The organism is Sphingomonas fucosidasi (assembly GCF_036663855.1).
GTDB classification, from domain to species: domain Bacteria; phylum Pseudomonadota; class Alphaproteobacteria; order Sphingomonadales; family Sphingomonadaceae; genus Sphingomonas; species Sphingomonas faeni_B.
Map to the genome: position 1 here is coordinate 110,713 of NZ_JAXOJR010000005.1, position 24,271 is coordinate 134,983.

The following is a 24,271-nucleotide window of genomic DNA, read 5'->3' on the forward strand; positions in this document are numbered from 1 at the left end:
TGTCCCGCCGTACACCGTCTTGGCTTCGTCACGCCGCTCGCACTGGCGTGCTGGGCAGTGCGATGGTGTGTCCACATCTGGTCCATGCCCAGGAGGCGCCGCTCTTGCCCGAGGAAAAGCCCCAGATCGACACACGCCATACAGCCGTACTCGAGCGCGTGCAGCCCGGCTATGTCGCGCCGGGAATCCCGCTCGGCGGTTTCCAGCTTGCGCCGTCGGTCGAGATCACCGGCCTCTACGACGACAATATCTTCGGTACGCAGGATGACAGGGTCACCGACGGCCTGCTGCGCATCCAGCCACGGGCGCAACTGCAGTCGCAATGGGCGCGCAACAGCCTCAGCCTCGATGCCAGAGGCAAGATCGACCGGTATCTGAACCGCAGCACCGAGAACGTCGCCGACTATTCGGTCACCGGCCGCGGCGTCTACGAATTCGATCACGCGACCGCATTGACGGCTGCGATCCGTGCCGAGGGCATTCACCAGTCGCGCCTGTCGCAGGACATCTTCTCGCAAACGATCAAGCCGATCTATTACACGCAGCAATCGGGCGCGATGCTGCTCGCGCATGATTTCAACAAGCTGCGACTCTCGGCGACGGCGCGCGTGGCCCGCTTCGATTTCCGCGACGGCCAACTCGCCGATGGCACGATCGCGGACTACCAGCCGAGCGACAATACCAGCTACCGCGTCGGCATGCGTGCGTCCTACGCGCAGACGCCGTCGATCGCGTGGTTCACCAGCGCGAGCTACAATGTCCGCCGGTTCCGGGTCGGCACGATCGAAACGCCCAAGCGCAATTCGGAAGGGTTCGAACTGCTCGCAGGCGTGAGTTTCGAGCCGGCCGCGCTGATCCGCGGCAGCATCGGCGTCGGCTATATCCAGCAGCGCTTCCGCCTGCCCTTCTACAATGATCTCGGTGGCCTCGGCTTCAACGCCACGGTGCAGTTCTTCCCGACCCAGCTAACGACCGTCACGATCAGGGGCAACCGATCGGTGCTCGACTCCGGCATTCCAGGCTCGGGCGGCTATCTGTCGACGCAGGGCAGCATCCAGGTCGATCACGAATGGCTGCGTCAACTGATCCTGTCCGCATCGATCGGATATCAGGACAGTCGCTTCAACAACCTCGATCGCACCGATGGTCGCATCAGCGCCAAGGCCAGCGCGACCTATCGTATCAACCGCTATGCCGGGCTCAAGTTCGGCCTCGAGCGGCTCGACCAATCCTCCAACGGCACTGATCGTTACCGCGCGTTCAAGGACAACCGCGCGACGATCGGCCTGACGCTGACAAGGTGAACGCCATGGACGACTTCCGCTCCGGCCAGACTGCCGAACCCCGTTCGAAGGGACGATTGGCCGCGACCATCGGCGATCCGATGGACAGCATCCGCCACGCATTCGCCGCGGTACGTCACCGGAAATGGCTCGCGATCGGGGTATTCGCGAGCGCGTTGGCACTGGTGCTGGCATACGGGTTCACGCGGACCAAGCTGTACACCGCGTCGGCGGGCATGGTGGTCAATTCGCGTGAGTTGAACGTGTCGGAGAAGGACAAGGAGGTCCTGCCCGGTCTGTCCACCGCCGAGACCGCGGTTGCGACCGAAGTCGAGATCATGCGCTCGTCCGCCGTCGCGCTCGGCACCGTCCGCGCGCTGAACCTCGTCGACAATCCGGTCTTCGCCGCAAGCCTCCCCAAGCTGCCCGGCACCGATCGGGAAACCGCGGCGACAGGCCTCGTGATCGGCGGGACCAAGATCATCCGCCCCGGCGAATCCAGCGTCGTCTCGATCGCCTATACGTCGTCGGACCCGATGCTGGCCAAGGCGGTCGCCGATCAGATCGGCCACCAGTATCTGGCCGTGAAGGAGAAGTCCCGCCGCGCCGCCGTCGAGCAGGTCGGCCGGGGGTTGGGCAACGAACTGGACAATTTGCGCATCCAATTGGAGGCCGCGGATATCGAGGTTGCCCGATACCGCGCCCAGCACGACCTGTTCGACAGCCAGGGCGCGACCTTCACGCAACAGGAATTGTCGCTCTACAAGCAACAGCAGGCCGCAGCGCAGGCCGCACTGGCTGATGCGCAGGCGAAACTCAGTACCGCGCGTGGGCAGACGCGCAAGGGTGACACCGGCGGTGTCGGCGCGGTGCTGCAATCCCCCGTCATCCAGCAGTTGCGCAATCAGCGCGCGGTGCTGGCGACCACCTATGCCGACATGCAGGGCCGCTATCAGCCCGACCACCCCGATCTGATCCGGACCAAGGACCAGCTCGACTCGCTCGACCGGGCGATCGGCGCGGAAACCAGCCGGCAGCTCGCCAATCTGAACGCCAATGCGCAGATTGCCCGCGACCAGGTCGCCAACGCCGCCGGTATCGTCGCGCGCACCACCGGCACCCTTGCCAACGACAACAACGCCTCGGTCCAGCTGTCGCAACTCCAGCGCAAGGCAGATGGCCTGCGCGCTACCTACCAGGCCCTGCTCGAGCGCAAGAACCTGATCAGCAGCCAGGCGCTGGTCGCCGACGAGGACGCGCGGATCTTTTCCCCGGCCGCGCTGCCGCAGCGACCGACGTCGCCCAACAAGCCGCTGATCCTGATGATCGGGCTGGTGCTGGCGACGATCGTCGCGGGTGCGGCGGTGTGGATCGCGGAAGCCTTTGATCGCAAGCTGATCTCGTCGGCGGACATCGAGCGAAAGCTTGGGCTGCCGCATATCGCCAACGTCCCGGAAATCGCGTCGATCGCACGGCTCGGCGAAGAAGGAATTTCGCCGATCGACTTCCCGGTGGAGCGTCCCCTGTCGCTCTACGCCGAGCAATTACGCGCCGTGCGGCTTGCGCTGGTGCGCAATGGTCGCACCGGCATGACGAGTGTCGGCATAACCTCCGCACGGCCGAGTGAAGGCAAGACCACGCTCGCGATCTCGCTCGCGCGGACGTCGGCAATGGCGGGCAGCCGGACGTTGCTCGTGGATGCCGATATCCGTCGCGCATCCGTATCCCGGGTGATGGGTCTGCCGCCGCATGCCGGCATGGTGCAGGTGCTGCGCCGCACGGCGACGCTGGACGAGGCGCTGATCCACGATCCGGTGAGCGGCATGTACGTGCTGCCCGCTGGCGACACGACCGAGAACCGGCAGGATCTTTTCGCTGCGGCCAATATCGCTGCATTGCTGGCCGCGGCGGAAGAGCGCTTCGATCTGGTGATCTTCGATGCGGCGCCTGCCCTCGCTGTGACCGACGCCCGGCTGCTGCTCCGTCAGGTCGACGAGGTGCTGATGGTGCTGCGCTGGAACGATACGCCGAGCCAGACCGCGGCAGCGACTCTGAAGCGGATGCGCGCGCTCGACATCGAGCCGCTCGGCGTGATCGCAACCCGTGTCGACATGCGCGCGCTGGCTGCGTTCGGCCACGGCGATGTCGATCGCGATCACGCCGACTATGGGGCCTATTATGCCTAAGTCGGCTGGCCGATCACTTCGCGAACTCCGCCTTGTAGGCCGCCAGCGCCAGCGGGAATTTGCCCGCGGACATCGTGGCGTCGTAATCGGACGCGGTGAAATCCCAATAGCTTTCATAGGCGACACGGTGCGCGCGCATCCAGGCGGCCATGTTGTGGATGAACAGCGGATCGTCGCCATAGCCATGTCCGTCGGGTCGCGTGCCGGTGCCCCATTCGGGAACCACGATCGGCTTGCGATGCTCGGCCGCGAACCTCGCCAGCCAGTTCAGGCCGTAATTGGCGGTGAGATAGCCCTGCCAGCGGGTCGCCGGGTCGGTATCCTGCGGACGCCAGCTCTGGTTGTAGATATCGATACCGATCAGGTCGACGGCGTCGTCGCCGGGCCACAAGGATTGCGGCTTGTTCGTGCCGGTGCCGAGCGACGGATTCCACACGATCCGGAAATGCTGGCCCGGCACTGCGCGCAGCACGCCGACGACATGACGGAAGGCGCCGACGAACGACACCGGATCCTTTGCAGCCGACCAGGCATACCAGTTGCCGTTGAACTCCCAGCCAAGCCGCACGATCGTATCGGCGCGCCCCTTGGCTACGAGCAGTTCGCCGATCTTGCGGAATTCCGCGTCATATTCTCCCGCGGCGGCAGCACTCAGCGTACCGCCCTTGACGACGAGCGGTACACCGAGCGCAAGCCGGACGGGCTGGTTCTGCCAGCAGGTCAGCGCCCACTGCGCGCCGCTCTGCATCTGCGCCCAGCTTTCGGCCGACAGGAAGTCGGACACCCCATCGAGCTTGCGCCCCATCACGCCCTGATAGCGGGGCAGCCGATCCTTGCCGTCGCAGCCCGCGCCCTTGTAGACGTACATCAACGGGTTGGCTCGCGCCGGGGTCGCAGCCAACGCGGTGGCAGCAAGGGCGATCATAACGGCAGTCCGGACCATGAGGCGGCGCTCCTGCCCGGCCGGAATGAGACGAGACACCGGCCGGCCGGGCGACGGCGGCGGCGATCGATCCTCTACCGGCCCACTCTCTGGCGGCCCTCGCGAAGCGTTACGCTCTCTCGCGCGCACGGCAAGACGTCGCGCCGCGCGACGCCCTGCGCGCGCGACGAGGCGAGTGGCGCACGCGGGGTAGTGGCATGAGCACCGCGCCGATCGTCCAGGACGAGCGTCTTCCATACCAGCAGCTTCGATACCAGGCCTTGCGGGACGACGCCCTTGCGGACGACCAGGACCAGTCCGCGCGCAACAGCCGGATCTTCGTCCATGGTAGTTTGATCGCCTGCCTGATCCTGCAACGCTTCGGCGGGATGCCGGGGGGTAGCGCCTTGTTCATCAGCCTGCCGCTGTTCGCGCTGTTGCTCGGATGGGGGCTGGCCAGTGGCATCGCCACGTTACGCCCGCGCGGTATGGCGCTCTATTTCGTCTTCGCGGCGTGTACGTTGCTGTCGACGCTGATCGCGCTGACGACGCCGGATGGTCGGTTCGGCACCAGCGTCCCTTCGATGATCGCGATCCTGGTCACGTACAGCTTCACCATGGTCGGCCCGAGCGCGCGGTTCGACCGGACGACCGTCTTCCGGCTCTTCCTCGCCTATACCCGGTTCATCGCAGCGGCGGGGATCGTCCAATGGGCGGTGCAGTTTGTCGGCATCCGGATATTTTCGTTCATGGTGACCATGCCCGCGCTGAAACCGGTGCTGGTCGAGCCGCAGTTCAACTTCAATCCGATTCTGCACTACGGATCGACGATCCTGCGCTCCAACGGCTTCTTCCTGCTCGAGCCGAGCATGTTCTCGCAGACGCTCGTGATCGCGGTCGTCATCGATTATTTCATTCTCGGGCGGGTGAAATATCTGCCGCTGTACCTGGTCGCGTACATGCTGTCCTTCTCCGGCACCGGCGCGCTGTCGCTCGCGTTGGCGGTCCCGTTCTACGCCTGTCTGTCGGCACGGAATTTCGGGCGCGTGGCGGGTTTTGCGATCGCCGGCGTGATCGCGCTGACGCTGGGGTCGATCGTCTTTCCCGAACAGGTTGGATCGATGCTCAGCCGGACCAACGAGCTGAGCTATTCGGGGTCGAGCGGCTATGCCCGCTTCATCGGCCCCTTCCTGCCGATCGCCGAGCTCAGCCACGAGGCGCGCATCCTGATCGGCTGGGGGCCGGGCGCGACCGAGCGCTACCTGTATTTCAAGGAAGGCACGGGCAATTCGATCGCCAAGCTGATCACCGATTACGGCGCGATCGGGATCACCGCGTTCCTGGCGATGTTCGCAGGCACGCTTTGGCGGCGGGAGACGGCGATCCTGTCCGTCCTGGCGCTCACCACCTTCATCATCGGGGGCGGCTATCTGTTGTTCACGCCGATGCTGGTGCTGCTGTTCCTGCTGTGCATCTGGGGCGGTACGGCACCAGACGATCTCGGGCTCAAGCTCAGGCCAGCCGGATGACGATCATCCAGAGGACGACCCCGACGACCCCGGCGATCGCCCATGCGGTGAACGAGATGCGCCGCCCTGCCGGCATGCGTGAGGATCCGGGCTCGACCGGGAACCGCGTATCGGCATCGGCGTGCCATGCCTCGGTCCGGTTCAGGGAGTCGTGGCCGATCGGCTCGGGATGTGTCGGCTTGCCGCCTGCTCCCGTGGGGTCCTTGCCAATCATCCTGCCTCTCCGGCCATTATTCTATCTGGGTCAGACGAACCCGATCGCGGCACGTCATAGCTCAATGCCATACCGCGTCCGCTGGACCTTATGCGCCTACTGCCCCACTATAGGACATTGTCCGGTGTTGTGCATGTGGAATCGGTCAGGCCTGTATATCGGCCGCGACATCCTCGTCACGAAACCGCAGACGGGACACGAACACATGGTTCGTGTGCCGCTGCGCGATCGCCGCGAGGAAGGTCGCCGCCCGTTTCGGCAAGGGATCGAGCCGCAGCGACCCGAGCATGAGCCGACGCGCATCGCGGAAGCGGCGCATGGTGAAATTGACGCGGCCGCATTCCCACATCTGGCTGGCCCGCATCGTACGCTCGAGCTTGCGCCAGGCCTTGCCGGAAAAGCGCGCGCGGATCGTGGCATTGCCACCGATCGTATCGAGACAGGGCTGATGATTGGCCCAGTCGACCGAAAGACCACCCGACGAACTGCCCGGCCGTACCCGCAACGAGAACACTTCCGGCTCGGTACCGATGAACGCGAATTCGCCTTGCGCGGCGAGGCGGCACCAGAACTCCCAATCCTCGCTCAGCCGCAGTCGCGTATCGAACCCGCCAAGCCGGCGCGCCACCTCGGTCCGGATCAGGACGTGGCCGCCATTGGCGAGGAAGTTCTCGCGCAGCATCGGTTCCAGCACGTCGCCATCGGGATAACGATGCAGCGCGAGCGGCTTCTGCCCTGGATAGGGCGCGCCGCCTGGCAGAATCTTCAGGAACGTGCCGAACGCCGCGACCGCCCGTTCGCGCGAATCCAGCATTGCCGCGAGCCGCGCAAAAGCGGTCGGATTGAGTACGTCGTCGCCGTCGAGGAACATCACGAACCGCCCCTCGGCGAGCGCCAGACCATGATTTCGCGCCGCCGAAACCCCGGCGTTGCTTTGCTGCACAAGCGAAATACGCGGGTCGACGAGCGTGCGAATTTCGTCCGCCGTCGCGTCGGTGGAGCCGTCGTCGACCACGATCGCCTGCCACGACCCGGTCGATTGGGCCACGATGGATGCCAGACAGGGCAGGACGAGCCCGGCGACGTTGTATGCTGGCACGATCACGGTAATTTCGGGGTTCGACATCATGCTCCTTTCGAGCAGCGATCCTGGAAACCCCCTTCAAGGGAGCTCGTATGATCCAGGCCAGCGTCATTATTCCGGCCTATAATGCAGCGCAGTATATCGAGGCGGCAGTCGCTTCTGCAATGCAACAAGACCAGTGCGATCTTGAGGTCATCGTGGTCGATGACCGATCGACCGATAACACCGCGGCGATTGTCGCGGAAATCTCGCGTGGCGATCCACGCGTGTCACTGCTGGCGTTGCCTCGCAACGGCGGGCCGTCGGTTGCCCGCAATGCGGGAATAGCCGCGGCGCGGGGCGAGTGGATCGCGCTGCTCGATGCCGATGACAGTTTTGCGCCCACCCGCCTCGCGACGCTCATCGCCCTCGGCGAGACGAAACAGGCCGACATGGTGGCGGACAACCTTCTGCTGGTCGACGCAGTTGACGGGTCGCGGACGCCGATGCTCGCACCGGGTTCGCCGACTGCACCCTGCATGATCGACCTGCCGGAGTTCATCGCGCGCAATATTTCGTCGCCGGACGCGCCGCGGACCAATTACGGCTTCCTGAAACCGTTGATGCGGCGCGATTTCCTGATTCAACACGGCCTGCGGTACGACGAGACGGTCCGGTTCGCCGAGGATTTCGCGCTGTATGTCGCCTGCCTGCGCGCCGGCGCCAGATGGTGGCTCCATCCCGACCCGTTATATCGCTATCTGGTGCGGCCGGACTCGTTGACGCAGATCCAGACCACCGGCGACCTCGACGCCCTGCGCCGTCGCCAACGGGCGCTGCTCGACGAAGCGCGCGCCAACGGCGACGCCCGGCTGATGGCATTGCTGCGACGTCATCTGCGGACGGTCGACCGATGCTATTTTTATCGCGGCTTTACCGACGAGGCCAAGGCGCGCCGCCCCCGTGCCGCGCTTCGCTACCTCTTTGCCAGCCCGAACAGCGCGCTGCTCGTCACGCAGGAGAGCGCGCGCCAATTGCCGCTGATCCTGCGCAAGGCGTTACGCGGCGGCTACAAGACAGTGGCGCGATGACCGACCGCATCCCCGCGTCCGGTTTGTCGCCGGAAGGCACCGGTCTCTCGTCGGAAGGCGCCGGTTTCTCGCCGAATGGCAACGCCACCGCGCTCAAGCGGCAATCCGCGGTTGGCGCCGCGGTGACGATGGGGAGCCAGGGCACCAAGTTCGTACTTCAGTTCGGGAGCCAGGTGGCGCTCGCCCGGCTGCTCCTGCCGACCGATTTCGGATTGCTGGCGATGGTCGGCCCCTTGGTGGCGGCCGCGCTCCTGCTCACCGACCTGGGCCTGTCGGCCGCCACGGTGCAGCGACCGACGATCAATCAGGTCGAACTGTCGAGTCTTTTCTGGCTCAACGTGCTGATCGGCTGTGCCCTCGCCGGCCTCGCGGTGGCCGCGGCACCGCTCGCGGCGATCTTCTACGCGACCCCCGCAGTGACCCCCGTGATGATGACGATGGCGGCCGCGCTGCTGCTGTCGAGCCTGTCCGCCCAGCATCTGGCGCTGCTCAACCGACGCATGCGGTTCGGAGCGATCGCGATGATCGAGGTCGGTGCGCTCGTCGCCGGGGTGATCGTCGGGGTCGGCGGTGCGCTTGCCGGGTTCGGCTATTGGTCGCTGGTCGCGATGCAGGTCACCAACGGCGCGGCGACGCTCGTCCTCGCCTGCGTGTTCTCGCGGTGGCGGCCGTCGCGACCCGGAATCTCACGCGACGCGCTGCATCTTTTGCGGTTCGGCGGGACGGTTACCGGCTATAATCTGCTCGGCTATCTCATCACCAACCTCGACAACATCCTGATCGGCGCGCGGTTCGGTGCAGGGCCGCTCGGCATCTACGATCGTGCCTACAAGCTGATGTTCCAGCCGCTGTGGCAGATGACAGCACCGGCAGCGCGTGTTGCCGTACCGTTGCTGTCCCGGCTGTCCAACGATGCCGCCGAGTATCGCGGCGCGTATCTGGCGATGCTCGGCGGCGTGCTCACGCTGACCACCCCCGGCATCCTGTGCGCGATCATCTTTGCCAAGCCGGTGATCCTGGTCCTGCTCGGCGAACGCTGGATCGAATCCGCCCCGACCTTTGCCTGGCTCGGCGTCGCGGCGCTCAGCCTGCAGTTGCGCCAGGCGGCATCCTGGCTGTTCGTCAGCCAGGGCCGTGCTCAGGAACAGTTGAAATGGGGCGGCCTGGGATCGGCCGCGGTCATTATCGGATATCTCATCGGTATCTTCTGGGGGCCGAAGGGGATCGCCATGTCGGCGGCGATCTCCAGCGCGGCGGTCCAGATTCCGATGATGTGGTGGGCGGTCACGCGGAGCGGCCCGGTGACCCGCGGCGATGCGATCCGGTTGATGATTCCGATCGCCGCCGCCACCGCGATCGCCGGCGGCCTGCTGACACTGGCCGCGTATGCGTTCGCCTGGGCCAGCCTGCCGATGCTCGCGCTTGCCGGCCTGCTGGCCTACGCGCTGTTCATCGGCGCACTGGCCCTTTTCCCGGGCGGACGTGCCCAATTGGTCAAGGCAGGGGGAATCGTCCGCCGGTTGCTGAAACGCTAGCCGCGGCGAACGTCCGTGATCAGCCCGGCGACGGCATACTGGAGTTGGTCGAGGCGACCGGCGAAGATGCCGTCGTCGCTCAGGTAACTCTGCCCGGCCGCCGCAGCCTTGAGGGCACCGCTCGCCGCCGCCAGCCGACGTCCGTCGAATTGCGTCGCCGCGACCTTCAGCAGGGCCTTGATCGCACCTGGCGCCTTGACCGCGTCGATCACCGCCGGCTCTTCGCGAAAGCGATCCTGAAACTCGGCGATCAGCGCCGCATCGTCGGCATCGGCAAAGTCGGCACGGGCGACGCTGCGCCCGCCGGCCTGGGTCAGGCGGCTGATCCGGTCATAGCGGAACGACTCGAGCCGCGTGGTCGGCGGAAGCGCGACCGGTCGGTAGGCCAGATCCAGCGAACCAGCCCAGTCACGCCATTTGAAGATACTGACCTCCGGCGAGATCATCACCGGAACCCAGGGGATGCGCAGCGTATCGGCGACGATCGCGCCGTGCATCGCCTCGGTCACGACCAGCTTGGCGCGGCCGTAACAGGCCAGGATCCTGTCGGGGGTCCATTGCGGATCGACGAAGGTCATGCCCGCGCGCTCTGCCGCCGCCTGCCAGTTGCTGTTAACCAGCGTCCTGTGATGCGGCATGAACAGGATTTCGTCGGGCCGTGCGGACCTGGGGACGAGATCGGGCAAGGCGGCCAGCAGCGCCGCACTGTCCGTTACCGCCGCGGCCGGGCGCCCGATCACGCTGGCGGTGAGCGGACCGCGGACCGCACAATAGGTCCAGCGCGCGTAATCGTCGGGCAATCGACCATAGGCAGCGCCCGATCCCATCACGAACACGCGCTTGCTTGCGGTTTCGACACCACGAAACCGTGCCTCGTCCAACAGACTACCGATGCCGACCAGCACGGTGTCCGGCGCCGATCGGACGTCTTCGGGCAAGACCCTGGGCCAGATCAATTCGTTCAGGTCGTCGCCAAAATTGCCGACGGCATCCTTGTAGTAGACGATGTGCATAGCTGTTCCTGTCTCAGTCGTCGGCGAACGCAGCCGGGATGCCGCCGAACGGGCGCGCAAGCCCGGTTCGCCAGCGACGATTATTGGTCCGCGTGGGATCGATCCGCGCAGAATCGATCCGTGCGGCACTGATCCGCAGGGGGATCGATCGGCGTGGACCGGTACGCCGTCCGCCCGCCCCGCGTGCCGCCCATTTTGACGAAGCCTGCCCGAGCGGCACAGCGCCCGCCCCGCTTCGGTATTCGTCACCCGCATCGCCACCGGCGACATGGTGGGTGCCACGATCGGCAACGCGGGGGCGGAAACGTCGACCATATCGTTACTGCACCGCAACATTGTTCAGCGCGCAAGTCGTTTGCCGCCAGATCGGGACGTGTCGTGCAGCGTTCGCGTTTATCGCAGATCAACGTGGTTACTCGGTGACCTGACCCGATCGGCGCGACGTGCCGAAGTCGAGACTGCGCCTCCCGCCGCCATCATGCGCTATGCTGCGCCGCAATGCAGCGTTTGGTCGGTCTTCAATATCTTCGCGGCCTCGCTGCCTGCGCCGTGGTGGCCTATCACGCCGCGGATCGCGCGCAGCGTCCGTTCGCCGCAGGCGAAGCGGGCGTCGACCTGTTCTTCGTCCTCAGCGGTTTCCTGATGTGGGCGATTACCGACGAACACAGCCGCCCGCGCCAATTTCTGGTCGCTCGTGCCAAGCGGATCGTGCCGAGCTATTGGATCGTGACGTCGGTCATGCTCGCCGGTGCGATCGCCGGGCTGTTTCCCGCGGTCAGGCTGACGGTCACGCACGTCGTCACGTCCTATGCCTTCATACCGTCGATCTCGCCGAGCAACGGTCAGGCGTGGCCGTTGCTCGTGCCCGGGTGGACGCTGAATTACGAAGCGGGGTTCTACCTACTGTTCGGCGCGGCGCTATGCCTTCCGCGCAACGCCCAGCTGCGGTCGCTTACGGTCGCCCTGCTCGCACTCGCGGCGATCCATCCGTTGGTCGACGACGATCAGGTGGCGCTGCGCTTCTACTCGGACCCGCATATTCTCGAATTTCTCGGTGGATTGTGGCTGGCGCAACTGTGGCGAGGCCCGGTGTTCGGTCACGCACGCACGGGCCCCGCATTGGCCGTGGCGACGCTGATACTCGGCGCGCTCGCGCTTGCTTTGCCCGCGGAATGGCCGAAGGCGGTCCGTTACGGCTTGCCGGCGCTGGCCAGCGTCGCAACGATACTGGCCTTTGAACGCACCCGGCACGGTATCCCCGAATTTGCGCCATTACGCCTGATGGGCGACGCGAGCTATTCGATCTATCTGTGGCACACGCTCGCCTTGTCGGTAACGACCAAGGCCACGGCGGGGCTGAACCTCGGCGCAGCGGCGATCCCGTTGCATTTCGTGGCCGGGATCGGGATCGGGCTGATCGCGTACGTGCTCGTCGAGAAACCGATGATGGGATATTTCCATCGACGGCATGATCGTCGGAAGGAGGGCAGTGTCACCCGCTAAGCCTTTCGACGCCTTCGCCTTCCGGCCAGGCTCTCGGCGGCATTTACACGTGGCAATACCAGACTGCGCCATCGAGAAAGCTTGACCGGCCGTGCTCGCTTCGGGTCCGGCCCGCTACTGAATACATGAAATGGTCGGAGCGACAGGATTCGAACCTGCGACCCCCACACCCCCAGTGTGGTGCGCTACCAGGCTGCGCTACGCTCCGACCGAACGGATAGCCTTACGGCGACCCGAGGTGGGCGCACTACGCGCCGCGCGCGCGGGATGCAAGTGCGAACGCAGCGTTGCGCCCGGTCGCATGACGCCAACGCCTCATCCTGTGGCGATCTGTTGCGCGAGGTTCCAAGCGATGATAGCGGGCGGACCAATGCGGGCGCGATGCGCGACGTCCTGCCCGACCCATCCTTCAAGCCGGACTTGGCCCTCAGCCAGCGACGGCCCAGCCAGATACGGAACTCGATGTTCATCTCACCAGCTTATGCCCAGGCCGCAGACGGCGCCACGACGGCGGGGGGCGGGATCGCCTCGTTCCTGAGCCTCGCGCCGCTCTTCCTCGTGTTCGTCGTGTTCTATTTCCTGATGATCCGCCCGCAGCAAAAGCGCATGAAGGCGCTGCAGGCCTCGGTCGCCGCGGTGAAGAAGAACGACAGCGTCGTGACCGCCGGCGGGATCCTGGGCAAGGTGACCAAGGTCGAGGATAATGTCGTCGAGGTCGAGATCGCACCGAACGTCCGCGTGCGCGTCGTCAAGGCTACGCTGACCGACATCACCAGCCCGAACACGAAACCGGCCAACGACTGATGTTGGATTTTCCGCGCTGGAAGGTCGGGTCGATCATCGCGTTGCTGGCGGCACTCTGCCTGCTGGCGATCCCGAGTTTCCTCCCCGAGAGCACCACGAGCAAATGGGGCAGCATTCCCCATCCGCACATCAATCTCGGGCTGGATCTCGCCGGCGGCAGTTATCTGCTGCTCGAGGCGGATACCGCCGACCTTGCCGCGACGCGGATCGAGGCGATGCGCGACAGCGTCGCGGGCACGATGCGCAACGGCACGCCGCGGATCGAGATCGGCGACATCTCGACGCGCGGCAGCCAGCTGACTTTCCTGCTGCGTGACCCGTCGCAGGTCGATGCCGCGCGCGAGCGTCTGCTGGCGATCACCGGTGGCGGTGCCGGCATGAGCGGCCAGCGCGAGTGGGACATCACCGTCGTCGACACGAGCCGGTTCGTGCTCAAGCCGACCCAGGCCGGCCTGACGCAGGCGATCGATACGGCGATGAAGGACGCGACCGAAGTCGTCCGCCGTCGTATCGACGCGCTCGGCACCAAGGAGCCGACGATCATTCGCCAGGGCGCGACGCGAATCGTCGTGCAGGTGCCGGGCCTGAAGAACCCGCAGGCGCTGAAAGAACTGATTGGCAAGACCGCCAAGCTCGAATTCAAGCTGGTCGACGAGACCGCAAACCCGGCCGACCTGGCCAAGGGCATTGCGCCGGTCGGTAGCCAGGTGCTGCCATATCCGGGCAATCCGCAGGGCATTCCGTTCATCGCGGTAAAGCGCTCGGTCATCATCTCGGGCGATCAGCTCGCCGATGCGCGCCAGGAGTTCGAGCAGCAGACCAACGCGCCGCAGGTTGCGATCACGTTCGACGCGGTCGGCGGTCGTCGCTTTGCCAAGGTCACGACCGAGAACACCAACAAGCCGTTCGCGATCATCCTCGACAATTCGGTGATCTCCGCGCCGAACATCAACGAGCCGATCCTTGGCGGTCGCGCATCGATCTCGGGCAACTTTACCGTCGAGTCGGCGAACGCGCTGGCGATCTCGCTGCGGTCGGGCAAGCTGCCGGTCAATCTGAAGACGATCGCCGAGAGCACCGTCAGCCCCGATCTCGGCAAGGATTCTATCCGCGCCGGTGTGCTGGCGTCGATCGTCGCCGCGCTGCTCGTGATCGTGTTCATGTTCGTCACCTACGGACGGTTCGGCCTGTATGCGAACCTCGCGGTGGTCATCAACATCCTGGTCATCGTTGCCGTCATGGCGATGCTGAACGCGACGCTGACCTTGCCCGGTATCGCCGGATTCGTGTTGACGATCGGGACCGCGGTGGATGCCAACGTGCTGATCAACGAGCGCATCCGCGAGGAGCGGCGACGCGGGCGTAGCGTCGTCCAGTCGGTCGAGCTCGGCTACAAGGAAGCGAGCCGGACGATCTTCGAGGCCAACGTGACTCACGCCATCACCGGTGTGATCATGCTGCTGCTCGGCTCGGGGCCGGTGAAGGGCTTCGCGGTCGTTCTGCTGATCGGGATTTGCACGTCGGTGTTCACCGCCGTCACGTTCACCCGGATGATGGTCGCGCTGTGGCTGCGGAAGAACCGCCCCACCACGATCAATATTTGAGGCGGGAGATTACCATGCGCCTGCTGAAACTCGTACCCGACAACACGAACCTGAAGTTCGTTTCGCTCCGTAAATGGGCGTTCGGGCTTACTTTGACCCTCTCGCTTCTCGCTGCCGGCCTCGTCGCGTTCCGTGGCCTGAACATGGGCGTCGATTTCGTCGGCGGCGTGCTGATCGAACAGAACTTCGCGACGCCGCCCTCGATCGAAGCAGTCCGCACCGAAGTCGACCGGCTTGGCGTCGGCGAGGCCTCGATCCAGTCGTTCAGCGATCCCAAGACGCTGTCGATCCGACTGCCATTGCCTGAAAGCGGTGACGAAGGTGCAACCAACCGCCTGGTGAAGAAGGTCTCGGACGACATCGTCGCGAAATTCCCGGGCTCGACTTTTTCGAAATACGACACGATTTCGGGCAAGGTCTCTGACGAACTGATCACCAAGGGGCTTCTCGCAGTCGGTCTCGCGATTCTCGGCATCGCCTTGTTCGCGGTGGTGCGGTTCGAGTGGCAGTTCGGCGTCTCGACCATCGTCGCGATCGTCCACGATCTGTTGATGACGCTCGGCTTCTTCGCGCTGATGCGGGATTATTTCGAGGTCGACCTGAACATCGTCGCCGCGGTGCTGACAATCATCTCCTATTCGATCAACGACAAGATCGTGATCGACGATCGTATCCGCGAGAACATGCGCCGGTACCGCAAGATGGACATGCGCGAGATCATCGACCTTTCGGTGAACGAGACGCTGCCGCGGACCGTGATGACCTCGGTGACTATCCTGCTCGCGCTGGTCGCGATGCTGGTACTCGGCGGGCACGTGCTGCGCGGGTTCACCGCGGCGATGATCCTGGGTATCGTCGTCGGGACCTACTCGTCGATATACGTGTCGTCGTCGCTGCTGATCACGCTGGGGCTGCGCGCCGATCCTGCACCGCGCAAGGGCGGCGTTCAGGACGGCGCCGAGCGGGTGGGTCCGAAGGTCGAGCGTTAAATGAGAATGGACCGCGAGAAGACCGATGGGCCGATGATCTCGGCGATCGGTCGGGCCGGGTTCAAGGTCGACGACGGCTATTATACAGCCTTGTCGATCAGTCCCGAGCGGGCGGATGGCTGGGAGCCGCCGGCGTTCGAGGCGCTGGGCGAGACCGATGTCGCAGCATTGCTAGCGCTCGATCCGCCACCGGAGTTCCTGTTGCTGGGAACGGGTTCGGCGCTGCGCCAGCCTCCCCTCGCGTTCAAGCGCGCGGTCGAGGCACGCGGGTTCGGGATCGAGGCGATGGACAGCCGCGCCGCCGCTCGCGCGTGGGCGGTGCTGCGCGGCGAAGGTCGCTGGATCGTGGCGGCGCTCTACCCTCTCGAGGGGTGAGCCGAGCCTCCCTATCCTCCCCCGCAAGGGGGAGGTGTCGGGCGCTTGCCTGACGGAGGGGGAGGAAAGGTGAAACCGCTGTTCCGTGTCCTCCCCCTCCGTCACCTTCGGTGCCACCTCCCCCTGGCGGGGGAGGATCGAGCATTTATCGTTGATCCGCGACTAGCCTCACGAGGTGATCGTAGAGCGCGTCGGTGTTGGCTTCCCACGTGAAGGGGGCGGCGACGGCGCGCGTTGCTGCTTGGGTCGGCGGGTCCGCGAGAAGATCGCCGATCGCAGCTGCGAACGCCAGCGGATCGCCGATCGTCACGCGGCCGGCATCGGGTGCGGTCACGACCTCGCATGCGCCACCCGCATTGGTGATGACGATCGGCGTACCGCAGGCCAGCGACTCCACCCAGACGTTGGCAAGTCCTTCCGAACTGGAAGCCAGCGCGCCGACATCGGCGGCGGCGATCAATTCGGGCAAATCCGCGTGCGGCACGGCGCCCAGCAGCCGGATGCGGTCGCCCACGCCGAGCCGGGCGATCAACGCTTCCAGGCTGGCGCGCGCGGGTCCGTGCCCGGCGATCAGGAGGGTGACCCCGGGTAACGCGGCGACCGCCTCGATGACGATGTCGTGGCCCTTGCGCGGCAGGAGCCCGCCGATGGCGATCACCAACGGACCACGGACACCGAGCTTGGCCTTGGCCGATGCACGGTCGTCGACGGGGCGGAAACGGTTTTGGTCGACACCGGTATAATGGACCGTGATCCGCTCGGCGGGCATGCCGAGCGCAACCATGTCGGCCTTCATCGCCTTGCTGACCGCCAGCACGCCGGCGGCGCCCTGCCCGGCCCTGCGGACCTGCGCGGCGGTGGCAGGCACCTCGCCCCAATGGTGGATGTCGGAGCCGCGCGCCTTGATCGAGACGGGGACGCCGTAGCGCCTGCCGAGCGCTACGGCGGCGGGGCCGTCGGGGAAGAAGAACGACGCGTCGATCACGTCAAAGGCGAAGTCTGCGCGGATCGCGTCGAGCACGGGCACGAGCGCGCGTTCCAGCGCGGCGGCGTGGTGGCGCCCTTTGGTGAACGGGAGCGCGGTGAAACGCGGGCGGTGGACATCGACGCCCTTCCAGATTTCGCGCATCGGGAGGGTAGCGAGGCTGGAATAGTGGCCGATGCGGCGGAGGGGGCCCGGGGGTAGGCCGACCGGCGCTACTGCTACCAGCGACACGTCGGGGTGCGCGGCCAGGCCTAGCGTCTGGCGTTCGACGAAGACGCCGAAATTGAGGCGGGTCGCGTCGGGGAACAGCGTCGATAGGGTGAGGATGCGGAGCATGTTCGCAGGGGTATAGCGGAGCGCGGGTTAATTGCGGGTGAGTTTGGGGGTGTTCCCCCTAGCTTTCCACCCCGGCGGAGGCCGAGGCCCAATTGGAAAGGTGCAAATAACAGGGTGGCGCGAGCTATTAGCAACGTCCCCCAACCGGGTCCCGGCCTTCGCCGGGGTGGTTGCCCTCGGGAATGGCGCGCGTCCGAACCATAATGTTTCCCCGCGAAGGCAGGGCCGCAAACTGGGCTCCCGCCTTCGCGGGAAAACACGGAGGACTGGAACGCGCTCCCCCTCCCCCCCTCGTTCGGTCTATCCCTTGCTCAAATCCGCTTTGCCAGGGGATACGCGAACAACACATCCGCATCCGCGCTCGTCGAAACCGTCTCGCTCCCCGTCATCGTCGCGCATTCGCCAGCCTTGAACGCGACGCCTGCGACATCGCCCGAGCCGGTGATCGGGATCACCCAGCCGGTCGTGCCCTCTGGCAAATTGACCACATGGTCGCCGCCCTTCCAGCGTTCGAGCACGAACTTCGGCCCCTCGACCATGATCGTGCGGCCCGTCTCGATCTCGATCGGCGGTGCGACAGGGACATACGGGGTCGGGTCGGCGACTTCGACACCGTCGTCGAGATGCAGTTCGCGATCGCTGCCGTAATCGTACAGGCGGTAGGTCGTCTCGGAGTTCTGCTGCACCTCGATCACGGTCAGGCCGCCGCCGATCGCGTGAATCGTGTCCGAAGCGCAATACATGAAGTCGCCAGGCTTGACCGGCTTCCAGTCGAGCTTGTCCTCGATCGTGCCGTCGATCGCCGAGGCACGCAGTTCTTCCTTCGACATCGGCTGCTTCGTACCGACCGCGATCGTCGAGTCTGGCTCGGCGGCGAGGATCGTCCAGCACTCGTCCTTGCCGCGCGGCAGGCCGCGCTCATGCGCCTGATCATCGTCGGGATGGACCTGCACGGACAGCTTTTCACTGGTGAACAGATACTTGATCAGCAGATCGGGCGTGGTGTTGCCGGGCTCCTGGAACCAGACTTCGCCGATCGGCGGGGAACCTGCGGCCGGATCCTCGAAACCGGGCCAGAGCGTGTCGCGACCCCAAGGCTTCTCGACGCGGTGGGTGTGCAACAATGTGGCCGGCATGACATGATCCTCGACGTGAATGGCGCTGCGAATGGCGAGCACCAACGCACGACTATTGCCGTGCGATCCGGCTCACGGAAAGGGGCAAGACCCGCCCGGCGAAAAGGATTGTTCGTGGCTATCCGCTTACGCTAAGGATCACGCCGATGCGTATCACCCAGTCTCGTGCCCTTGCGGTCACGCTCATCGCCGCGCTTGCGCTCCCCATGGCCGGTTGTGCGGGTGGCCGCGCCGCCAAGGGCGATCTGCCCTATGTCGCGCGCGATGTCGGCACGCTGTATTCGACCGCCAAGGCACGGCTCGATCAGGGGCGCTACAAGGAAGCGGCGCAGCTGTTCGACGAAGTCGAGCGCCAGCATCCCTATTCGATCTGGGCGCGCCGTGCGCAGATCATGTCGGCGTTCAGCTATTACCTTGCCAAGGACTACACTGCCTCGATCAGCTCGGCGCAGCGCTTCCTGGCGGTGCATCCGGGTAACCGCGACGCGCCCTACGCCTATTACCTGATCGCGCTCGGCTATTACGAACAGATCACCGACGTGACGCGCGACCAGAAGATCACGCGCCAGGCGCTCGATTCGCTCGGTGAGCTGATGCGCCGCTATCCCAATACGCGCTACGCGTCGGACGCGCGACTGAAGATCGATCTGGTCAACGACCATCTCGCCGGCAAGGAAATGGAGATCGGGCGGTTCTACGAGACGCGCGGACAGTGGCTCGCGGCGAACGGCCGGTTCCGGACGGTGGTCGACAAGTTCCAGCAGACCACACACACGCCGGAAGCTCTGATGCGGCTGACCGAGACGTATCTGCAGCTCGGCGTCCCGATCGAGGCCGAGAAGGCCGCCGCGGTGTTGGGGCGCAACTATCCCGGCACCGACTGGTACGATCATGCCTACAAGCTGATGCAGGAACATCCGGTGAAACCGATCGCGCCGCTGGCACCGGGCGAACCGGTAGTGGCGTCGGGAACGGCCGGCACGCCGGGTACGGGTGTCCTCGAATTGCCCAAGGCAGTCGGCGACACCGACGGCTCCGCCGCCCGCGGCGTTTCGACCCCAGCACCGGTCGGTCCGGGCAGCGCGACACGGACCGGCCCTGGGAACTGATCGGCCCTGGGAACTGATCGCCGAACCGCGGGTGAGAACAATGGGGGATCAACTTCCCGTCCGGATCGTCTAAGACCCGCGGGATGCTGACCGATCTTTCCATTCGCGACGTGGTGCTGATCGAGGCGCTGGATCTGGGATTCGGCCAAGGACTCGGCGTGCTCACCGGCGAAACCGGGGCGGGCAAGTCGATCCTGCTCGATGCGCTGGGGCTCGCGCTGGGCGGACGTGGCGATAGCGGGCTGGTCCGTCATGGCGCCACGCAGGCCGTGGTGACCGCGACGTTCGATGCCCCTGCCCCCGATTCGCCGCTCGCGCTGCTGTTCGACGAGAATGGCGTGGAGATCGAGCGCGGCGAGCCGTTGATCGTCAAGCGCATCGTCAAGGCGGACGGTGGCAGTCGCGGGTTCGTCAACGACCAGCCGGCGTCGGCGGGGCTGCTGCGCGAGATGGCGCCGCATCTGGTCGAGATCCACGGCCAGCATGACGAGCGCGGGTTGCTGAATGCGCGCGGGCATCGCGCTTTGCTCGATATCTTCGGGCGGACCGAGCCTGGGGCTACGGCCAAGGCTTACGCCGGTTTTCGCGCGGCCGAGGCTGAACTCGCTGCGGCACGCGCGGATATCGAGACGGCTGCGCGGGATCGCGAATGGTTGGAGCACACCGTAGCCGAGCTGACGGCGCTGGCGCCCGTCGCTGGTGAGGAAGAGACGCTGGCGGATACGCGGCGCTCGATGCAGCGCGCGGAGAAGATCGCCGACGATCTGGCCGCGATCGACGATTTTCTCGAGGGCAAGGACGGCGGCATGGCGAAGCTGCGCCAGGCCGCGCGCGTGCTGGAACGGATCGCGGAGGATCATGTCGCGCTGGGCGAGGCGCTGGCAGCGGTCGACCGCGCGGTGATCGAGGCGTCGGTGGCCGAAGAGCAGTTGCGCGATGCACGGGCGGAGCTGGCCTATGATCCGCGCGCGCTGGAGGATGACGAGGCGCGGTTGTTCGAGCTGCGGGCGATGGCGCGGAAGCACCGCGTGCAGCCGGACGATCTGGCGGCGCTGGCGGACGAGATGCGCGCGCGGCTGGAGCGGCTCGATGCGGGCGAAGGCGGAATTCCGGTGATTGAAGCGCGGGTGGCATCGGCGCGGAAGGCGTTTGACGTTGCCTCGGACGCACTGACCAAGCGCCGTCTGGCGGCGGCCAAGCGGCTCGATGTGGCGGTCGCAGGGGAATTGGCGCCGTTGAAGCTGGATGCGGCGCGCTTCCAGACGGTGGTCGCGCCGCTCGGCGAAGAGGGCTGGTCGGCGGCGGGCAAGGACCGCGTCGAGTTCGAGATCTCGACCAATCCGGGCGCGCCGTTCGCAGCGCTGACCAAGATCGCGTCGGGCGGCGAATTGTCGCGCTTCATCCTCGCGCTGAAGGTGGCGCTGGCGGAAGAGGGCGGCGCGTCGACGATGGTCTTCGACGAGATCGACCGCGGCGTCGGCGGCGCGGTGGCGAGTGCGATCGGCGAACGTTTGGCGCGGCTGGCGCAGACCACGCAGCTGCTGGTGGTGACGCACAGTCCGCAGGTCGCGGCGCGCGGCGCAAAGCACCTGCTGATCGCCAAGAGCAGCGACGGGACGGTCACGCGGACCGGCGTGCGGGCGCTGTCCGAGGACGAACGCCGCGAAGAGATCGCGCGAATGCTGTCGGGCGCGCAGATTACGGATGAGGCGCGCGCGCAGGCGGAGCGGTTGCTCGAGCGGGCTTGAAGCGGAGCAAACGGTCGTTTGCGCACCCTTCCCCTCCCACTCCGGCGAAGGCCGGGGCCCAGTTGGGGGATGGTAGTTGGTAGATGCTGCGCTTCGTTACAGCAGCCTTGCCACCTGGGCCCCGGCCTTCGCCGGGGTGGCAGTTTTGCGGGCCCCGCTCCTGATCAGTCGCGGTAGCTCGGGTCGATCCGGTCGAGCTTCCGCAGCAACGCCGGCCAGGCGAGGCCATCGGCGAGCATTCGCATCCCCGGCCCGCTCGACTGGCCCTCGACCTTCTCCGCGACGCCCTGGTTCGGCGTGTTGAGATTCTCGCGGCCCGCGCTCAGCATCAGCACCTGCGCCTCGCACGCGCGCTCCAGGAAATACATGCGGAGGAACGCCTGCGGGATCGACTCGCCGACCGTCAGCGTGCCGTGGTTGCGCAGGATCATGCTGTGCTTGGTGCCGAGATCCGCGACCAGCCGCTCGCGCTCGTCGAGCTCGGTCGCGATACCTTCGAAGTCGTGATACGCGACGTCGTGCCCGGCGATCATCGCGGTCTGCGTGTGCGGGAGCAGCCCCTCCGCCATCGCCGACACCGCCTGGCCGTGCGGCGTATGCAGATGCAGCACCGCGACAGCATCATCGCGCGCGGCATGGACCGCCGAATGGATCACGAAGCCAGCGCGGTTGACAGGCGCGGGCGTGTCCATGACCTTGTCGCCGTTCACGTCGATCTTGACCAACGACGACGCGGTGATCTCCTCGAACATGTGCGTGTAGGGGTTGATCAGGAAATGATGCTCGGGACCGGGCACGCGCGCGGACAGATGCGTGAAGATCAAATCGTCCCAGCCATAATGCGCGACCAGACGGTACGCGGCGGCAAGATCGACGCGCAACGCCCATTCCTCGGGCGAAACGAGATCGCGTACGGTCGGTTCGGTCCTGAGTGCGGTCGCCATCATCCATCTCCTATTATTATCGACTTGGCATAGCATGGCGCAGGTCCCCGAAATGTCACCACATTGACAATCCCGGCGATCGGCCGACACTCCTGCCATGTCTTCGATTGGTTATGCGCAGCTCGAATCGGACTCCTGGTTCGGTGCGGTGCCGGCCGAGCGGCGCGCGCTGTTGCTGGCGCAGGCGAGTGTGCGATCTGTCGCGGCGGGGACGCGGTTGTACGGCGTCGGCGACCCGCCCGATGGGCTGTGGGCGGTACTCGACGGGCAGGTCCGACTGATCGGCTATCCCGCGGTCGGTGCCGAACTCGTGGTGCTGATGATGGGACCGGGGACCTGGTTCGGCGAGCTGTCGACGCTCGACGCCGGGCCGAGACCACATGACGCGGTCGCGTTCGGGCCGGCGCGCGTGCTGCATATCGGGATCGAGGCGTTCCGGCGGCTGGCGGGCGCCACGCCCGAATTATGGTGGGACATCGCGCTGCTGGCGTGCGCGCATCAACGCGCGTCGCTGGCGTTCATGATGAACACGCTGTCGCAACCGATCCCGGTGCGGCTGGCACGGACGTTGGCCGGCTTGGCGCGGGCGGCTGGCGGGACCAGCGTCGCGCTGCGGCAGGAAGATATCGCCGCGATGATCGGCGTGTCCCGGCAGACGCTCAACAAGGCGTTGAAGGCGATGGAACGCGAAGGGGTGATCGCGGTCGAGTATGCGCGGATCAGCGTGGTGGATATGGAGGGACTGCGGCGGTTGGGCGCGGGGTAAGCTTGCGGCCCCTGATCCTCCCCCGCCAGGGGGAGGTGGCTGGCCCTAGCCAGACGGAGGGGGAGGTAAGCGATCACCTAAGTTCCGTGTCCTCCCCCTCCGTCACCTTCGGTGCCACCTCCCCCTTGCGGGGGTGGATCGTCAGTAGAGTTACAGCACCCCGCTGCCACCCGTGGCCGCGAACGCGCTACCACTCGTAAAGCTCGTCCCCGTCTCCGCCAGCGTCACGAACAGCGACGCCAGTTCGGCGGGTTGGCCCGCGCGGCCGAGCGGGGTCTTCTGGCCGAACTCCCCCATCGTGCCTGGCAACTGGCCGCCCGCGACCTGGAGCGGCGTCCAGACCGGGCCCGGCGCGACCATGTTGACGCGGATTCCCTTCTTGCCGAGCTGCTTCGCCAGCCCCTTGGTGAAGATCAGGATCGCGCCCTTGGTGGTCGCATAGTCGAGCAGTTCCTCGCCCGGATCGACCGAGTTGACCGAGCCGGTGTTGATGATCGAGGCGCCCGGCTTCATCAGCGGGATCGCCGCCTTGCAGAGGTGGAACATCGCATAGACGTTGGTCTTCATCGTCCGGTCGAACTGCTCGAAGCTGATCTCCGCGATCGACGCCTTCGACTGCTGGTACGCGGCGTTGTTGACGAGGATGTCGAGCCCGCCGAGTTCACGCGCGGCGCGCGCGATCAGGTCGTTGCAAAATTTCGCGTCGGTCAGGTCGCCGGGGATCAGCACGACTTTCCGGCCCTCGGCGCGGAGCAGCTTCGCCACATCCTGCGCATCGGGCTCCTCGGTCGGGTAATAGTTGATTGCGACATCCGCACCTTCGCGCGAGAACGCGATGACCGCCGCGCGGCCTATCCCGGAATCACCACCGGTGACCAGCGCCTTGCGACCCGCCAAGCGTCCGGAGCCGCGATAGCTCGCCTCACCGCAATCCGGAACGGGACGCATATCGCGCTGAAGTGCTGGCCATTTCTGGCGCTGTTCGGGGAAGGGCGTGGAAACGAAGCGCGTCTGCGGATCGGCGAGTGGCGCCTGCCCCTGCGCAAAGGCGGGCGCGGCGGCGGCGGCGAGGCTGGTGACGGCGGCGCCCTTGAACAGGTCGCGTCGATTGGTGTCAGTCATGATGGCGTGTCCCG

At 65.9% G+C, this 24,271-nt stretch carries 22 protein-coding genes and 1 tRNA gene; 13 read left to right on the top strand and 10 right to left on the bottom strand.

The annotated features are described in order from the left end of the window. Positions 1-62 precede the first annotated feature (62 nt). Together U1737_RS10535 and U1737_RS10540 are read left to right on the top strand one after the other, a co-directional pair. The gene (locus U1737_RS10535; RefSeq protein WP_248522682.1) at positions 63-1,304 is read left to right on the top strand and encodes an outer membrane beta-barrel protein; all 1,242 of its coding nucleotides are present in this window, start codon (positions 63-65) and stop codon (positions 1,302-1,304) included. Between the two features lie 5 nt (positions 1,305-1,309). Next, positions 1,310-3,469, top strand: a complete 2,160-nt coding sequence (locus U1737_RS10540; protein ID WP_332796745.1) for a GumC family protein — start codon at positions 1,310-1,312, stop codon at positions 3,467-3,469. Positions 3,470-3,482: 13 nt separating this feature from the next. On the opposite strand, the gene U1737_RS10545 is transcribed toward U1737_RS10540, so the two are convergent. Then, positions 3,483-4,412, bottom strand: a complete 930-nt coding sequence (locus U1737_RS10545) for a glycoside hydrolase family 26 protein (protein WP_332796746.1) — start codon at positions 4,410-4,412, stop codon at positions 3,483-3,485. 197 nt (positions 4,413-4,609) lie between these two features. On the opposite strand from U1737_RS10545, the gene U1737_RS10550 reads away from it, so the two are divergent. Then, complete coding sequence (locus tag U1737_RS10550; protein WP_332796747.1) at positions 4,610-5,920, top strand: hypothetical protein; 1,311 nt, start codon at positions 4,610-4,612, stop codon at positions 5,918-5,920. Here the strand turns inward: U1737_RS10550 and U1737_RS10555 are convergent. Then, complete coding sequence (locus U1737_RS10555) at positions 5,904-6,134, bottom strand: hypothetical protein (RefSeq protein WP_332796748.1); 231 nt, start codon at positions 6,132-6,134, stop codon at positions 5,904-5,906. The two genes, U1737_RS10550 and U1737_RS10555, sit on opposite strands and share 17 nt — an antisense overlap. 145 nt (positions 6,135-6,279) lie before the next feature. Beyond that, positions 6,280-7,260 (bottom strand): glycosyltransferase family 2 protein, encoded by a 981-nt coding sequence (locus tag U1737_RS10560; protein WP_332796749.1) that lies wholly within the window; start codon positions 7,258-7,260, stop codon positions 6,280-6,282. A 50-nt stretch (positions 7,261-7,310) separates the two neighbouring features. Here U1737_RS10560 and U1737_RS10565 point away from each other — a divergent pair, with 50 nt between their 5' ends. Beyond that, entirely contained in the window at positions 7,311-8,288 is a 978-nt protein-coding gene (locus U1737_RS10565; RefSeq protein WP_332796750.1) for a glycosyltransferase family 2 protein, read from the top strand. Beyond that, positions 8,285-9,823: a lipopolysaccharide biosynthesis protein gene (locus U1737_RS10570; RefSeq protein ID WP_248522675.1), complete on the top strand. Its 1,539-nt coding sequence runs from the start codon at positions 8,285-8,287 to the stop codon at positions 9,821-9,823. Before U1737_RS10565 ends, U1737_RS10570 begins: the two co-directional genes overlap by 4 nt. Here U1737_RS10570 and U1737_RS10575 read toward each other — a convergent pair. Both U1737_RS10575 and U1737_RS10580 read right to left on the bottom strand, forming a co-directional pair. Then, positions 9,820-10,836, bottom strand: a complete 1,017-nt coding sequence (locus U1737_RS10575) for a polysaccharide pyruvyl transferase family protein (protein WP_248522674.1) — start codon at positions 10,834-10,836, stop codon at positions 9,820-9,822. The two genes, U1737_RS10570 and U1737_RS10575, sit on opposite strands and share 4 nt — an antisense overlap. 13 nt (positions 10,837-10,849) lie before the next feature. Further along, positions 10,850-11,056 (bottom strand): hypothetical protein, encoded by a 207-nt coding sequence (locus U1737_RS10580; protein ID WP_332796751.1) that lies wholly within the window; start codon positions 11,054-11,056, stop codon positions 10,850-10,852. Positions 11,057-11,334: 278 nt separating this feature from the next. Here U1737_RS10580 and U1737_RS10585 point away from each other — a divergent pair, with 278 nt between their 5' ends. After that, positions 11,335-12,339 (top strand): acyltransferase family protein, encoded by a 1,005-nt coding sequence (locus U1737_RS10585; protein ID WP_332796752.1) that lies wholly within the window; start codon positions 11,335-11,337, stop codon positions 12,337-12,339. A 131-nt stretch (positions 12,340-12,470) separates the two neighbouring features. Here U1737_RS10585 and U1737_RS10590 read toward each other — a convergent pair. Continuing rightward, positions 12,471-12,547, bottom strand: a tRNA-Pro gene (locus tag U1737_RS10590). Positions 12,548-12,672: 125 nt separating this feature from the next. Here U1737_RS10590 and yajC point away from each other — a divergent pair. From yajC to U1737_RS10610, 4 genes are read left to right on the top strand one after another with little or no spacing between them, the layout of a single operon-like run. Then, a complete protein-coding gene (gene yajC, locus U1737_RS10595) occupies positions 12,673-13,143 on the top strand; it encodes a preprotein translocase subunit YajC (protein ID WP_332796753.1) in 471 nt (156 codons plus the stop codon). Further along, positions 13,143-14,747 carry a protein translocase subunit SecD gene (secD, locus tag U1737_RS10600; protein WP_332796754.1) on the top strand — a complete coding sequence of 535 codons (1,605 nt, stop codon included), beginning with the start codon at positions 13,143-13,145 and terminating at the stop codon, positions 14,745-14,747. Before yajC ends, secD begins: the two co-directional genes overlap by 1 nt. A 14-nt stretch (positions 14,748-14,761) precedes the next feature. After that, positions 14,762-15,736, top strand: a complete 975-nt coding sequence (gene secF / locus U1737_RS10605) for a protein translocase subunit SecF (protein ID WP_332796755.1) — start codon at positions 14,762-14,764, stop codon at positions 15,734-15,736. Continuing rightward, positions 15,737-16,111, top strand: coding sequence for an MTH938/NDUFAF3 family protein (locus tag U1737_RS10610; RefSeq protein WP_332796756.1), 375 nt, complete (start codon positions 15,737-15,739; stop codon positions 16,109-16,111). Between the two features lie 145 nt (positions 16,112-16,256). Here the strand turns inward: U1737_RS10610 and U1737_RS10615 are convergent, their stop codons facing one another. Next, positions 16,257-17,432: a glycosyltransferase gene (locus tag U1737_RS10615; protein WP_332796757.1), complete on the bottom strand. Its 1,176-nt coding sequence runs from the start codon at positions 17,430-17,432 to the stop codon at positions 16,257-16,259. Positions 17,433-17,743: 311 nt separating this feature from the next. Further along, positions 17,744-18,568 (bottom strand): class I mannose-6-phosphate isomerase, encoded by an 825-nt coding sequence (locus tag U1737_RS10620; protein WP_332796758.1) that lies wholly within the window; start codon positions 18,566-18,568, stop codon positions 17,744-17,746. A 146-nt stretch (positions 18,569-18,714) separates the two neighbouring features. On the opposite strand from U1737_RS10620, the gene U1737_RS10625 reads away from it, so the two are divergent. Continuing rightward, entirely contained in the window at positions 18,715-19,677 is a 963-nt protein-coding gene (locus U1737_RS10625) for an outer membrane protein assembly factor BamD (RefSeq protein ID WP_332796759.1), read from the top strand. 83 nt (positions 19,678-19,760) lie between these two features. Then, positions 19,761-21,425, top strand: a complete 1,665-nt coding sequence (recN, locus tag U1737_RS10630; RefSeq protein WP_332796760.1) for a DNA repair protein RecN — start codon at positions 19,761-19,763, stop codon at positions 21,423-21,425. A gap of 164 nt (positions 21,426-21,589) precedes the next feature. Here the strand turns inward: recN and U1737_RS10635 are convergent, their stop codons facing one another. Beyond that, the gene (locus U1737_RS10635; RefSeq protein WP_332796761.1) at positions 21,590-22,369 is read right to left on the bottom strand and encodes a class II aldolase/adducin family protein; all 780 of its coding nucleotides are present in this window, start codon (positions 22,367-22,369) and stop codon (positions 21,590-21,592) included. A 97-nt stretch (positions 22,370-22,466) separates the two neighbouring features. Here U1737_RS10635 and U1737_RS10640 point away from each other — a divergent pair, with 97 nt between their 5' ends. Next, entirely contained in the window at positions 22,467-23,135 is a 669-nt protein-coding gene (locus tag U1737_RS10640) for a Crp/Fnr family transcriptional regulator (RefSeq protein ID WP_332796762.1), read from the top strand. A gap of 150 nt (positions 23,136-23,285) precedes the next feature. On the opposite strand, the gene U1737_RS10645 is transcribed toward U1737_RS10640, so the two are convergent. Then, positions 23,286-24,257 (bottom strand): SDR family oxidoreductase, encoded by a 972-nt coding sequence (locus U1737_RS10645; protein WP_332796763.1) that lies wholly within the window; start codon positions 24,255-24,257, stop codon positions 23,286-23,288. Between the last annotated feature and the right edge of the window lie 14 nt (positions 24,258-24,271).